This is a genomic window from Chryseobacterium sp. c4a, assembly GCF_009900745.1.
Lineage (GTDB): Bacteria > Bacteroidota > Bacteroidia > Flavobacteriales > Weeksellaceae > Chryseobacterium.
Genome location: NZ_WXVU01000018.1, coordinates 91,400 through 106,576, shown reverse-complemented (window position 1 = coordinate 106,576; position 15,177 = coordinate 91,400). Strand labels below are relative to the sequence as shown.

Sequence of the window (15,177 nt, the reverse complement as noted above, 5' to 3'; positions counted from 1 at the left end):
GAGGCTTTTTTTATGATTAAAAGTAATAGGTTGATGACATGTATAAAAGTAACATCAGTAGAATAGTCATGTAATCTTATTATTCTCATTTTGGTGAGATTTGTTAAAAAATAGGTAATGATTTCTTAATGGAGCTTGCCGCCGGGTTTTTCTAGTTTTACAGTTATAAATCACATCTATAATAACTATGAAAAGAAGATTCTACGGCACAATGTCTTTGCTTGCTATTCTAAGTTCTTGCAGCACGGAAAGCTTTCTTATGAATGATGAAAAATCAGAAAATGCAACCAATCATTCTACGGTAATACAACAAAGAGATCCTAATTCACCTGTAATTCTTAGTAATAAGGGGTTCCAGGCCAATTCAATGAGTAAGAATGGAATTCCAAACGAACCTCTTGAATTACAATATTATTTAGGAAGGACATATAAAGCTAAAAGAATTCCCTTGGGAGATCCTGAAAATATTTCTTTTCCTGCAATAAATATTGAAAAGTTATATACTGCACACCCTGACTATGTGATGCAGAATTATATAGGGAAAAGTGAAGCAAAATCGTTTGCTTATTCAAGTTTTGATCGTTATGAAGAAAATTCATCCTCAACGAAAAAGATGAATGCGGGTTTTCAGCTTAAATTGGGATTGTTTAATATAGGATCTAAGTACGTTATGTCAGACATATTTACTCAAAATAAGGTAAATGAAAGCAAAAGGGTATTTGGTGAATTAAATGTTTCCATAAAAGATGCAGTCTATACTTTACAGAAAAGCAGCGCGATCAATAAAGAAGTAGCCGAGAAATATTTACATCCTACTTTTGTGAATGAGATGTACAATACGACTTATCTTGATATGATGGAGAATTATGGCCCATTTATTTTGACTGACTTTTACTCTGGAGGAAGGGCTACAGCAGTGTTTACAGGATTGTATAATAAAAACTCAAGCATCACCACTAAAGAATCAGATATGAATCTTGATGTAAATGCATCATTTGATTTTAAAATGGCAAGTGGCGCAAATGGAAATCTTAAAGCTGACTTTGGGATAGGGAGAAAAGGATCTACCAATACCAATATCTCTCACGAAATTTCCAATATGGAAACTTCCATTAAAACTTTTGGAGGCTCAAAAACCTTTGGAAGTTTTACCGTCCCAAAAGATGTCAACGATGTGAATATTGATTTGTCAGGCTGGGTTTCCTCCTTAAATGATAAAAAAACACATACACTGGTTGATATTAATGATAAAGGATTGAGTGTTTTTTCAGATTATTTATTGGAAGACAATTTTAAAAAAGCATTTAATCAGTATATCGGGGAATATGGAAATGGCTTTGGATTCAAGAAAAGCTTAATAGAACCCTATATCAAGATCCAGAGAAAAGTACTGATGGAATCAGGAAGATTATATGGCGTTGTTCAGGTGTTTTTATATAACCGTTTCGGAGATAATATTAGAATTGACATCGATAGATTGCTTGAAAATGAAAATTTACCCATTGATCCTAAATACGGGAAAATTGCCCTTGGAGATATAGATGATGATCCTCAGGATGCTCAATTGAAGTTGAACCAAATAGGAGAGATCGTTAAAAATAAATTAAAGGATACTTATAAAGTTCGTTTTGAAGTGGGTAATTATGCTTATAATAGTTATAAGAACAAAGCCAGCTCTCAAAATGCAGCTACAACAACAAGTAAATTTGATGTAGATACTTATTCTTTTAATTATCCTGAGATCTTTTTTAATTTCAATGAAACCACTGCTAAAAAGTATGTGAACCCAAACAATAACATTATCTATTTATTGTCAACGGATAATAAAAATAGAAAGTATGCCTATGCTATTCATGATGATTATGCATTGGATACGTATGGAATAAGAGCTTGGGTCAATGCTATGCCACCTGTTCAGATTAGCTCACAGGAATTGTATCAATATACGATTATTGGATTGTAACTGAATTATAAAGATGAGGGGTGTACCCATATAATCATTAAATCCATCAAAATGTAATAAAAGGTTGGGAAAGAAAATATTTTTTTATCTCATCTTCTGAATAAAAAAACTCAATACTCTAAAATGGATGCAGGTTTTGAGCCCTTCGGGAAATAAGGGGAAAGTTTTTTGACAGAAATAAAAATGCATAACTGCTTGTCAATTAAAAAAATATTACTATTTTTGCAGCCTAAAATAAAAAGCAATTAAATGCCTACTATTCAACAATTAGTAAGAAAAGGAAGAGCCACGCTTGCCAAGAAGAGCAAATCGGCTGCCCTTGATTCTTGTCCACAAAGACGTGGAGTATGTACGAGAGTATATACTACTACACCTAAGAAACCTAACTCTGCACTTAGAAAAGTAGCAAGGGTAAGACTTTCAAACGGTAAAGAAGTTAACGCCTATATCCCGGGCGAAGGACATAATCTTCAAGAGCACTCGATAGTATTGGTTAGAGGCGGAAGGGTGAAAGACCTACCGGGAGTACGTTACCACATCGTAAGAGGTGCATTAGACACAGCTGGTGTAAATGGAAGAACTCAGAGAAGATCTAAGTACGGAGCTAAGAGACCTAAACCAGGACAAGCTGCTGCAGCTCCTGCAAAAGGAAAGAAAAAATAATCATTAAATAAGGTACAGAAGCAATGAGAAAGACAAAAGCGAAAAAAAGACCGTTGTTACCAGATCCGAAGTTTAATGATCAATTGGTAACGAGATTCGTAAACAACTTAATGCTAGACGGTAAGAAGTCTATCGCATTCAAAATTTTCTATGATGCATTAGATATCGTAGAAACTAAAAAAGGAGAAACTGAGAAAACAGCCCTTGAAATCTGGAAAGATGCATTAACAAACGTTATGCCTCACGTAGAAGTACGTTCTAGAAGAGTAGGTGGAGCTAACTTCCAGATTCCTATGCCAATCAGAGCTGATAGAAAAATTTCTATGGCAATGAAATGGTTAATTAGCTACTCTAAAAAGAGAAATGATAAGTCTATGGCTTTGAAATTAGCTAATGAAGTTGTAGCTGCTTCAAGAGAAGAAGGTGCAGCTTTCAAAAAGAAAACTGATACTCACAAAATGGCGGAAGCTAACAAAGCGTTTTCACACTTTAAATTCTAATCTGAAATGGGTAGAGATCTTAAATTTACAAGAAATATTGGTATTGCTGCTCACATTGACGCGGGTAAGACTACCACTACTGAAAGGATTTTATTCTATACAGGGGTAAACCACAAAATTGGAGAAGTTCACGATGGTGCTTCTACAATGGACTGGATGGAGCAGGAAGCAGAAAGAGGTATTACTATTACTTCTGCTGCAACTACTTGTTCTTGGAACTTTCCTACAGATCAAGGAAAACCTCTTGCAGATACTAAACCTTACCACTTCAACATCATCGATACACCGGGACACGTTGACTTCACTGTAGAAGTAAACAGATCTTTGAGAGTATTAGATGGATTAGTATTCTTATTCTCAGCAGTAGATGGAGTAGAGCCTCAGTCTGAAACAAACTGGAGACTTGCTGACAACTACAAAGTTGCTAGAATGGGATTCGTAAACAAAATGGACAGACAAGGTGCTGACTTCCTTAACGTGGTAAACCAGGTTAAAGACATGTTAGGATCTAATGCAGTTCCAATCGTTTTACCAATCGGTGCTGAAGAAGACTTTAAAGGAGTTGTAGACTTAATTAAAAACAGAGCGATCATCTGGGATGAAGCTGGACAAGGTGCTACTTTCGAGGTAGTTCCAATTCCTGAAGACATGAAAGATGAGGTTCTTGAATATAGAGAGAAATTAGTAGAAGCTGTTTCTGAATATGACGAAACTTTGATGGAGAAATTCTTCGAAGATCCGGATTCAATTACAGAAGAAGAAATCAATGCTGCATTGAGAGCTGCTACTATCGATTTATCTATTATCCCAATGACTTGTGGTTCTTCATTCAAGAACAAAGGAGTACAGTTTATGTTGGATGCAGTATGTAAATACTTGCCTTCTCCATTGGATAAAGATGATATCAAAGGTACTGACCCAAGAACAGACGCTGAAATTACAAGAAAGCCATCTGTAGATGAGCCTTTCTCTGCTCTAGCATTTAAGATTGCTACTGACCCATTCGTGGGAAGATTAGCATTCTTCAGAGCATATTCTGGAAGACTAGATGCTGGTTCTTATATCTTGAACACTCGTTCAGGAGATAAAGAAAGAATCTCTAGAATCTATCAGATGCACGCTAACAAGCAAAACCCGGTAGAATATATTGAAGCTGGTGATATTGGTGCTGCTGTAGGATTCAAGTCTATCAAAACTGGTGATACAATGTGTGACGAGAAAAACCCAATCGTTCTTGAATCGATGGTTTTCCCTGATCCGGTAATTGGTATCGCTGTTGAGCCTAAAACTAAAGCTGACCAAGATAAAATGGGTAACGCTCTAGCTAAATTGGCTGAAGAAGATCCAACGTTTACGGTAAGAACTGACGAGGCTTCTGGACAAACGATCATCTCTGGTATGGGTGAGCTTCACTTAGATATCATTGTAGACCGTATGAAGAGAGAATTCAAGGTTGAAGTAAACCAAGGACAACCTCAGGTAGAGTACAAAGAAAACTTAACAAAAGTTGCTCAACACAGAGAAGTTTACAAAAAACAATCTGGTGGTAAAGGTAAATTTGCTGACATTGTATTTGAACTAGGACCTGCAGACGAAGGTAAAGTTGGTTTAGAATTCATCAACGAGATCAAAGGTGGTAACGTTCCTAGAGAATTTGTTCCTGCAATTGAAAAAGGATTTAAAGCTGCAATGAAGAACGGTCCATTGGCTGGTTTCGAAGTTGAAGGTATTAAAGTTACTCTTAAAGATGGATCTTTCCACGCGGTGGATTCTGACGCTCTTTCTTTCGAAATGGCTGCTAAGCTAGGATTTAAAGAAGCTGGTAAAGCTGCTAAACCGGTAATTATGGAGCCTATTATGAAACTGGAAGTTGTAACTCCGGAAGAATACATGGGTAACATCATTGGTGACCTTAACAAGAGAAGAGGTACAATCAGTGGTCAGGAAGAAAAGAACGGTGCTGTTGTAATCAAAGGTTCAGTTCCACTTTCTGAAATGTTTGGATACGTTACTACTCTAAGAACACTTTCATCAGGAAGAGCTACTTCTTCTATGGAATTAGAGAAGTACCAAGCTACTCCACAAAACGTTGCTGAAGAAATCATAGCTAAAGCAAAAGGTTAATTTTTAAATTAAAGAAATGTCACAAAGAATCAGAATAAAACTAAAATCTTACGATTACAACTTGGTAGACAAGTCTGCTGAGAAAATCGTAAAAACGGTAAAGGCTACTGGTGCTGTTGTAAACGGTCCAATTCCATTGCCAACGAACAAGAGAATCTTCACAGTGTTGAGATCTCCGCACGTAAACAAGAAAGCAAGAGAGCAGTTCCAATTATCAGCTCACAAGAGACTAATGGATATCTACTCTTCTTCTTCTAAAACTGTTGATGCTCTAATGAAATTAGAACTTCCTTCAGGTGTAGACGTTGAAATTAAAGTGTGATAACTGCATACTTTGCAATGATTATACAATCCGTTCCTTTTTAGGGACGGATTTTTTTTGTTTTCATTTTCAAAATGATGACCACCTATTTAGCCGAATCCAAATATTATTGATATTTTTGGCCAAATCTATACCATGAAAAAACTAATACTCTTATTATTTCCTTTACTGCTGAGTGCACAGACGCATCGCTTTGTATATCTGCTACAATATAAAAAAGATTCATTAGCACAGGATTTTACCAAAGCCAATATGATTCTGGATATCAATCCTGATGATGTCAAATTCTATCCATATTCTTACGCTCAGAACGATTCTTTGAATATTGTCCGTGGCCAAAAAAGATCAAGATGGGATGATGATCTTCCTGCTGTTATCAGGAAAAAAGGTTCTTTTGAAAATACGTCATTGATTCTGATAAATGATTTGTTTTCTTTGAAATCCACTGATAAAATGAACTGGAAATTGCTAAGTGATACGAAAGTTGATGGACAATATCATTTGCAGAAAGCAACCACTCGATTTGGCGGCAGAGAATGGGTTGCCTGGTTTTGCAAAGACATCAATCTAAGCGAGGGGCCTTATAAATTCCGTGGCCTCCCGGGGCTCATCTTTGAAATAGAAGATACCAATAAGAATTTTATTTTTAAGCTGGCTAGAAGTATGAAATTCCCTAAAACCTACGAAACATCTTTTCTTGAAAGCTTTCTTGGAAAGAAACCTCTTCCTGTAACTGAAAAAATTATTGCAAAGAAACAATTGGAGCTTTACAATGATCCATTACATGATGTTGCAGAATCGTTTAAATCCAATACCAACCCCGAGAATACTTTTTGGGTTTCAGGAGTACAGATTAAAAGCTTAGATCAATTGAAAGGGATGTCTGATGAACGTAGAAGAGTAATGCTTCGGGATAATAATCCTATCGAAATTGATAAAGCCGTAAAGTACCCTTTGTAGTAGCATAAAATAACAATACATAATCCTTTCCGTCCCTATTGTAGGGATGGATTTTTTTATGATGATGGGGGATAAATGAAATTGGGATTGATATAAATACATTTTTTTTTCTTTTTAAAAATTAATAACCATTAAATAGTATGGACGAGGGATTCTTAACAGCAGTATAGATCTGTTGGGATGTTTTTAGTATAATATAAGCGGGATTGGTAATCTTATATTAGAGGGTGCTGGCCGGGTGAGATATGTCACCTTGGTTTATTTATTTAGAATTATTAAAAATAATAATTTTGCAAAAAAATTATTGATGTTTAGAACAGTATCTTTTTCCTTACTTGTTTTAGGAACGGCTTTCATGAGCGGTCAGAAAACGAAGGACACGTTAAAAAGTAACCATATTAATGAAGTAGTCATAACAGGATCCGGATATGCTCAAAAGATCAAAGATACACCGGCTACGATTTCTGTAATTTCTCAGGCAGACCTTAAAAAAAGAGCTTATAGAGATATTACGGATGCATTACAGGATGTTCCGGGAGTTTTCGTTACAGGAGGAGGAAGTACAAGTGATTTTTCAATAAGAGGTGCTGAATCTGGTCAGACATTAGTTTTAATTGATGGGAAAAGGATCAATACAAGAGAGACAAGACCCAATTCTGACGGCCCGGGGATCGAACAAGGATGGATGCCTCCATTGGAAACCATTGAAAGAATAGAAGTGGTAAAAGGCCCAATGTCTTCTCTATATGGTTCTGATGCTATGGGAGGAGTAATCAATATCATCACTAAGAAATTGACTGGCGGTTGGAGAGGATCTGTAGGAACAAGTCTGATACAGCAGGTACATAAGGAATCCGGAAATACCTACCAGATTGATGGGTATGCTTCAGGTTCTTTAGTGAAAAACCTTCTTCAGATGAAAGTTACCGGAAGCTATTCAGACAGAAACGAAGATAAATTTGTAGGCGGATTTACCGAAAGAGTCATCAAAGCTTTTGGTACAGAATTCAGTCTTACTCCCAATGCCAAGAATACATTTAAACTGAGTTATGATTATAACCGCCAGGAAAGAAACCAAAATGCGGGATATTCATTAGCTCCTAATGCAAAAAGTTCACGTAATAACTACGAAAGAAATGTATTGGCATTAAGCCACAAAGGAGATTACTCAAACTTTCATACAAACTCTTATATCCAATATGACAATACCAACAACCCCAACAGGGATATGAGGTATGAGACATTTGCTGCGTACAGTCTTAATAATTTCAGTATTAAAGATCATGTCATCAGCTTTGGGGGAGAATACAGATATGAAAGATTGAATGACTTAGGAAATAAAATGAAATCAGAGAACGGGGAGGTTGTTACTCAATTGACACGTTGGAACTGGTCTGCTTTTGCAGAAGGAAACTGGAAGCTGGTCAACAGACTTCACCTGGTTACAGGAGCGCGTTTGGATAATGACGAAAACTATGGCTCTAACTTTACTCCAAGAGGTTACTTGGTATGGAGTGCTACGGATAACTTTACCTTTAAAGGAGGTGCTTCTTGGGGATACAAAGCTCCGGGATTAAGAGCAGTAAATCCAGGATGGGGACAGGTAACCGGCGGTGGAACTCAGGATGGAGTAATCATCGGAAACAAAGATCTTAAACCGGAGAAAAGCTTTAACCAGGAATTGACGGTAATGTTTGAGGATAATAAGAAAGTAATTAACGTGAGTGTTACAGGATTCAATACCGACTTTAAAAACAAACTGGTTGAAGTTAGAAAATGTAATAACAGCGAAGAATGTAAACAATTTGAAGCTTTATACAACCATGTTTATGATTTCATCTCAACAAGAGAAAATTTAGGGAAAGCAAATAGTATGGGACTTGAAGCTAACCTTGGGATAAACGTGACAAAAGCAATTGTTTTAAAAGCAAACTATACGTATACGGATACCAAGATCAAATCTGAGGAAATTCCTGCCCTTTACAATAAACCTTATGCAAGAATACCTAAGCACATGGCCAATGTAAATCTTTCTTGGAAAGCGAATGACAGTTTCGAATTCTGGTCAAGAGGAAACTATAGAAGTGAAAGCCAGCCGGGAGTGAGCAGAGGTAAAGCACAGGAGTATCCAATTCCATCTTATTTCTTATGGGATTTGGGAACTGTATATAGGCTGAACAAGCATGTTCGTTTCACGTTAGGAGTATACAATCTTTTAGATAAAAATATCCGTAACGATGTATCTGATCCTGCTAATAACTTTGGTTTCAGAATCGATGGAATCAGATATCAATTCGGAGCGAATTATTTCTTCTAAACCCATTTAATTTAGATTAATAAACTAAAAGAAGAAGGGAAGTTGGACGATGAAAAGGTATTGTTGCTGGGAACAGCTTTCCTGCTTCTTCTTAAAGAATCAATAAAATTAAAAAAGCTCTATCAAATATTGGTAGAGCTTTTTTAGTTCTATATTTTCAAAACTCCATTTTGAAATACCTATTCTCATCAATTGTTCAAGTTAATTTTATACATTTATTCTAAAATAATCTGAACTATGGATCATAAGAATAAGAATCTTTTTGAAAAATTTTCAAACTGGGCTGTAAAATTTACAGGAAGTCAATATGCTTTTATTGGAGCAACATTTGTGGTTTTAGCCTGGGCAGTTACGGGGCCTTTTTTTGATTATTCAGAAACTTGGCAGCTGGTTATTAATACTGGAACTACTATCATCACCTTTCTGATGGTTTTTCTTATTCAAAAAGCCCAGAACAAAGATTCAAAAGCCATACAGATCAAGTTAAACGAAATCATTGCCGCTCATGAAAAAGCGAGTAATAGAATAGTAGATATTGAAGACCTTACAGAACCAGAATTGGATCAGCTTCATCATTACTACGAGAACCTAGCTCAGTTTGCCAAAAAGGATACGGATATTCATACTTCTCATTCCATAGATGCCGCACAAAGGAATCAGGATTATAAACATGAATTCTTTAAAAGAAAACATGAAGAATGGCTGCAAAGACAGGAACAACAAAAAAAGGAATCAAAATGATTCCTTTTTTTATTTGAAGTTAATAACTTTCTTTTCGTATTTGTTATCGCATGAAATAGCTGAAATAACTGCAGCTTCCCATCAGACTTTTCGTTGTTTCAGCATCTGAATACTGTGCCTTCAGCTGAGCAAAATAAGTTCTGTACTTTTCATTCTTCAGATTGTCCATTTGCTTCTGGCGGTTATCTTCTTTTTCAGACCATTTCGGATCAGAATAATCAAAATCTTTCGGAGCTTTGGCTTCATACTGATAATATTTACCCTGCTCGGCACTTGCCATCTGGAAAAGGATTCTTGCCTTTTGTTCTTTGTTGTTGGAAAGCGCAAGGGCTTTTTGGTAATAGTTGATTGCCAGATCAAAGTTATCCGGTTCGATATAAGAGGTGTCAAGGAAGTTTTTATAATAATACTTGTAAGGATTTCCTTTATCATTATTCCAGAAGTAATATTTTCCACCATTACTATTGTCAATATCCATCACAAACAGCTGACGATAATATCCCAGAATAGAAGTGTTGTATAGAAGATTCCCGATAAGCTGATTCGCTTTTACGGCTTTTTCATCTTTACCATTTCCTATTTTTTTAAGCTGAATAAGAGCGTCGGTCAATTCAAGTTTATTCATATTGTCCTTAATGAAAGGAAAATCAGTATATCCTTCAGACTTCATAGATTCAGTATCCGGACTTTGGTAACTTTCCCAAACGTTGTGTCCGAAAACCAGATTTGAAATATTATTAAAGCCATTATATTCAGAAGAAGCATATTGTTTTTGGGTGATGGTTTGGCCGCTTTTTTCACTCCAGTCATAATTTTCTCTTGGAATTCCGCCAAATTTCTGAGCCTTTTCATAGTAAGACTTCGCTTTTTCAAAATCGGCGAGTCTCATTGCCCGGTCACCATAGATTGTATTGAAGAATGCATCAATGTTTCCTACACTATCCATATTTTTGGCGATGATCTGCTGTTCAAACTGAGTCTTGTTTGGTTTTCTATAAAACGCTTCAACACTTTTTACCAGACTGGAATTCGGGTTGTACTGAAGATCGGAAAGTTTATTATTCATCAGGAACGATTTTCCGTCTTCTCCTTGGAGGAAGTAACGGTTAGCCATCACGTCTTTTAAGAAGTCAGCAGTAGAAGGTGCGCTTCCATAATAATCGTAATCACTATTGATATTGGCAGTGTCTTTTTTCACTTCTTTTTCTACAAAATACTCAGCATAGTCTTTCATCAGATGATCTTCAAAAGCAGCATCTACCTTAGGCTGAGAAACAATATCATTCAGAACTTTCATCCTTTTAATTTCTTCCAGATATTCAGGATTGCTTGTTTTGATATCGTTCAGTATTTCCGTACTTTCTTTATAATCTTTCTTTAAAAATTTAAGATAAGCATCTGCAATCTGCCAATACTCATCTTTTGATTTTTCTTTTGCCTTTGAAGTGAACTTTTCAAGGTCATCAAGATAATCTTTAGTGTTGTCATCATAGCCACTGTATCCGGTAGTGTAAAAAGGAATTCTATTTGGGTTGTTCAGTAACTCATCATCACTTTGATCTGCCTTCTTTCCATCACCCGATGCATCAGACTTTGAACCTCCGAAAAGATTTTTAAAGAATCTTACGATCTTTTGCCAGAAAGATATTTTTTCTTCCTTTACCTCTTTTACTTCTGTTGCCGGCTTATCGGTATTGGTATCTTTTGAAGTATGGTTTTCAGTATTTCCTCTGTAGACAGACACTCTACCATAGGCATCGGAAGTATAATAATAGATGGGAAGATAACTTCTTTCCAGCTCATTGATACTTCTTACAGCCATCACTTTTAAGATTTCAGAATCAGGGTTAATGTCAAACATCTTTTCCATAATAGGAATCGGATTATTAAAATCTTCATATCCTAAAAGAAAATAAGCCATATTCTTTTCCTCATTCGTATTAGCTCTTTTCATGATATTACTGAACGAAGCCGTATCTGAAAGTTTCATTGAAACAAAAGAAGATTCCTTACGGTCTTTACTGTTCATAAATACCTGGAAAAAATTCCAGTTAGCATCACTATTCATTTCCAGCCCTCTTTGTGCTCCTGCCAATTGATCCAAAGCCATATAATATACTGCTCCCTTTAATTTAATAGGTTCAATATAACTTTTGAAAGCCTGTAGTGCAGAATCATAATTTCTGGTATAGTGATTTAAACGAACGAGCTGATATCCGTAACGTTGTTTTATCTCAGGATTTTTGGCTGCATTATATAAAGAAGTCAGAGCTGCTATAGTCTTATTATAATCAAGAGCAGTAGCATTCTTTCTGTTTTCATTTCTGTCATAATAAAATGAATTTTCACTTTCAATATAATTGATGCTCATATAAGGCTCCAGGTATTTAGCCTCAATTAAATAATCAATTCCTTCCTTATACTTCTGGTAAAATCCAGTTCCCAGTTTTTGTAAAAGTGGGTTAGAGGGAGTTCCATTTTTAAGAGCATTAAGATCATTCATACTTAATTTATAGACCAGGTTTTGAGTCTCGGCATAATTAAGCTGATTGTTAAAATATTTTTTCCAGGTTTCAATATTATCATCAGGAATCAATGATGGATTGTAATTCCCATAGAATCTTGTTGAATAAGTATGAAGAAAAGGAAGATAGGACTTATCCTTAATGATGCTCTGCGTAAAAAGATTGAAGTATTCATAATCCGGATCCGACCATGCGCAAGCGTCAGATTTGGTGTAGAAAAGAGATACAACCGCAAGTGAAAGAATATACTTTTTCATAGGGTTTGTAGTGTTTTTTTTAGTTTTTTATATAGTTGTTTTTGTAATCATGGTGCTGGCAGAGAATAATATAGACTGTAAGTCTTTATTTTCTGTCTTAATCTATAGAAGATTTAAAATGTTCGATCTAACACAAATTTACTATCTAATTGATAATAAATAATATTAAAATGGGGTATTTTTTTCTGAAGGAAATCAATTACCTCTTCCAGCTGCTCCTTCGAGATTTCTTCTACCTTTATGCTAAAGTTCCTATTGAGAAAATGCCCGAAATAAAAGTCATCTTTTAGAACTATCGCTTCATGATCAGAGATCTTTATAAAGTTGGTATTGTCAAGATCCTTTTTAGAGAGGGCGTTAATCAGTTTATGTTTGCCGAGATGATTCGTGATAATTCCCCATGAATAAATAGGCAAGGCTACATCAATATTTTTGATGGGGTAGTCTTCCATTTTTGAAAGATAGCTTTTGAGAATGTTTACATCCAAAATAGAATTCTTGTCAGATTTTTCTAATGGGGAAGAAGTAGAGTAGCACATAAGATATACTTTTTCCACTGGAGGAATTCCTGTCTGTTTTTTATCTTTAACCTGATGAAGGCGTAAAGTACAAGTAATGTTTTTTCCTGAAATTTTTTTGAGCTCCTTTAAAAATTTAAAATAATCATCCCGTGTACCGGCAGTCCAGTCACAGTCAATCTGAATTTCATTATTGATCTTTAGGTGATCTTCTTCTGCTTTCTTTTGAACCAAATGATGAATACTCTCTGCCAGAAATTTGATTTCTTCCTGAGTGATCCCAAGTAAAGTTGGATTCGTGATAAAAACGGTAGGAACGATCTGCTTATTGGTTTCAAAATTTTGATCTTTTGTAATAACGGCAACAGACTGGAATTTTCCGCCTACTTTATCTACATCAAAAAATCTTGTGTATAAAAAAGGAACCGTTGCATGATCTAAAGTTTTCTTTTCCTCATGGTCAAGTTTCAGGTTGGTTTTCCAATAATAAAATGTGTAAGGATGATCCTCTTGCTTGCTGCATGAAGCAATGAAAAGGAAAACCCATAAAATCTTTAGGATTTTCATACTGTGGTGTACATAAGTTGATTCTTCAAAATTAAAGATATTTATACAAACCATTCATCGCGAAATTCCGGGATTTTTTATTCCTGACAAATTCCATAATTTCAAACGTCCCTTCCTTGCATAGCTGACGATGAGTGTAACTATTCCGGGTGTCAAGAATTTTTTTAATTTTTGGCGGGATGTTTTTCCTGACAACAAACAAAAAGCCACCCCAAAAGGAGTGGTTCTCTATTATGCTTATTGATACAATTCACTTTCACAATTACAAGTATCTTTATCAATACTATCCTTGGCAGAACAACAGCCTTCAAGATTCTGAATATTCCCCTTTTCATCAGTAAGGTAGATCTTATCTTTACCAAATTTCACAAAAAAAGTCTCTTTATACTTTTTGAATACCACTTTCATTACTTTATTGGGAGCATATTTACCAGCATTGATTTCCTCTTTGGTTTCTTTCCCGTTGGCCTGATTAACCTGAACATATCCGAAATACACATCTCCTGTTTTCTTCACATCTAAATAATATTGAGGAGTACCTGTTCCGCTATATCCTTTCAGAATATCAAAACTTCTATGTCCGGTAAAAGGTACCTTTCCCTGTGCAAAGGTGAAAACGCTGATACATAAGATCATTAAACTGAAAAATTTTTTCATAATATTTTTTCTTCAAATTTAAAAATATCTATCAAATCAGTAAACCGTAAAATCCCGGTGATTAAATAGGTTGCCGGAATTAGTATTCTCCTCTTCTTTTAGCTAACTCTATAATCCGTATAATCATTCCCCTCCACTGGAAAGATGTCAAATCTAAGATTTGATGGATGGTCTTTTCTTCCATCACAAAAACAATAAAACCACTCCAAAAGGAGTGGCTATTATATAATTTAGTTTAAAAATTTGAATTAAAAAACTGTAGCTGCTAATTGAATTCTTGCATATTTATTAGAAGGATTCCACATAGCCATCATAGAAACAGGTAAACTGTAATGTTCTGTAATCTTAAGAACTTTTCCTGCTTTTATTCCTACGTTAACAATATCAAAATTGTTTTTTCCATTCCCATACAAAAAGGTGTTGCCATTCAATGAAAACCCTGCTCCTACAAAAGCATCCAGATTTACCTTCTGTCCACTAATGACAGGGTAGCTGGCCTGAACATAGGTAGAATATCTGTTCTTTTTATAGCTTCCATCCGGTTCCAGAATTACTTCTCCGGCATTAGCCCCGCCATAAAGCATAATATCTGCTTCAATATTAATTGGGAATGACGGCCCGAAGGTATAATTGGTTCTTAAATCAATGATGTGAGCTGTTCTTCTTTGGGAGTAGCTGAAAATATCGTCAGCAGCATTAGCCGTATTGATATTCCTTGAATTATAAAGATCCCATAATCCAATATAGAAACGTCCGTTAGAATATTGAACATAGTAATTGATCTCTTTATAATGAGTGTTATCCTTATCATCTGCTAAGGCAGAAGCACCCCAGATTCCAACCTTCCATTTCTTTTCTGCGTCCAAAGCATAAGAGAGATTTCCCATCACAACAGGTTTATCAGTAATGATTAGCCCTCTCCATAAATGGTTGTTTTGAATATTGGCAGTAAAATCCAGTCTTCCTTCTTTAGATTCTTTGGACTCACTGCTTTCCTGTGAAAATAACCTTCCTGTGGCTAAAGTAAGTAGGAAGATTCCTTTTAGTATTTTCATGATTCGCA

12 protein-coding genes are annotated in these 15,177 nt (G+C 35.5%); 8 read left to right on the top strand and 4 right to left on the bottom strand.

What is annotated here, in order from left to right; genetic code table 11:
- Positions 1-187 precede the first annotated feature (187 nt).
- From GTR01_RS20135 to GTR01_RS20100, 8 genes are all read left to right on the top strand, one after another.
- Positions 188-1,963, top strand: coding sequence for an MAC/perforin domain-containing protein (locus tag GTR01_RS20135; RefSeq protein ID WP_160139519.1), 1,776 nt, complete (start codon positions 188-190; stop codon positions 1,961-1,963).
- A gap of 249 nt (positions 1,964-2,212) precedes the next feature.
- Positions 2,213-2,626: a 30S ribosomal protein S12 gene (gene rpsL, locus GTR01_RS20130; protein WP_002983146.1), complete on the top strand. Its 414-nt coding sequence runs from the start codon at positions 2,213-2,215 to the stop codon at positions 2,624-2,626.
- 23 nt (positions 2,627-2,649) lie between these two features.
- Complete coding sequence (gene rpsG, locus GTR01_RS20125; protein ID WP_027371737.1) at positions 2,650-3,126, top strand: 30S ribosomal protein S7; 477 nt, start codon at positions 2,650-2,652, stop codon at positions 3,124-3,126.
- Positions 3,127-3,132: 6 nt separating this feature from the next.
- Positions 3,133-5,250, top strand: coding sequence for an elongation factor G (gene fusA / locus GTR01_RS20120; RefSeq protein ID WP_160139518.1), 2,118 nt, complete (start codon positions 3,133-3,135; stop codon positions 5,248-5,250).
- Between the two features lie 16 nt (positions 5,251-5,266).
- On the top strand, positions 5,267-5,572 hold the full coding sequence (gene rpsJ / locus GTR01_RS20115) for a 30S ribosomal protein S10 (RefSeq protein ID WP_002661363.1): 306 nt from the start codon (positions 5,267-5,269) through the stop codon (positions 5,570-5,572).
- Between the two features lie 135 nt (positions 5,573-5,707).
- Positions 5,708-6,532, top strand: a complete 825-nt coding sequence (locus GTR01_RS20110) for a GLPGLI family protein (protein WP_160139517.1) — start codon at positions 5,708-5,710, stop codon at positions 6,530-6,532.
- Between the two features lie 307 nt (positions 6,533-6,839).
- Complete coding sequence (locus GTR01_RS20105; protein WP_160139516.1) at positions 6,840-8,849, top strand: TonB-dependent receptor domain-containing protein; 2,010 nt, start codon at positions 6,840-6,842, stop codon at positions 8,847-8,849.
- A gap of 237 nt (positions 8,850-9,086) precedes the next feature.
- A complete protein-coding gene (locus GTR01_RS20100; RefSeq protein WP_160139515.1) occupies positions 9,087-9,590 on the top strand; it encodes a low affinity iron permease family protein in 504 nt (167 codons plus the stop codon).
- Positions 9,591-9,633: 43 nt separating this feature from the next.
- Here the strand turns inward: GTR01_RS20100 and GTR01_RS20095 are convergent, their stop codons facing one another.
- The 4 genes from GTR01_RS20095 to GTR01_RS20080 form a co-directional block, all read right to left on the bottom strand.
- A complete protein-coding gene (locus tag GTR01_RS20095) occupies positions 9,634-12,372 on the bottom strand; it encodes a hypothetical protein (protein WP_160139514.1) in 2,739 nt (912 codons plus the stop codon).
- Between the two features lie 113 nt (positions 12,373-12,485).
- Entirely contained in the window at positions 12,486-13,457 is a 972-nt protein-coding gene (locus tag GTR01_RS20090) for a hypothetical protein (RefSeq protein WP_160139513.1), read from the bottom strand.
- Positions 13,458-13,694: 237 nt separating this feature from the next.
- Positions 13,695-14,114 carry a hypothetical protein gene (locus GTR01_RS20085; RefSeq protein WP_160139512.1) on the bottom strand — a complete coding sequence of 140 codons (420 nt, stop codon included), beginning with the start codon at positions 14,112-14,114 and terminating at the stop codon, positions 13,695-13,697.
- A gap of 248 nt (positions 14,115-14,362) precedes the next feature.
- A complete protein-coding gene (locus GTR01_RS20080) occupies positions 14,363-15,169 on the bottom strand; it encodes a hypothetical protein (RefSeq protein ID WP_160139511.1) in 807 nt (268 codons plus the stop codon).
- Between the last annotated feature and the right edge of the window lie 8 nt (positions 15,170-15,177).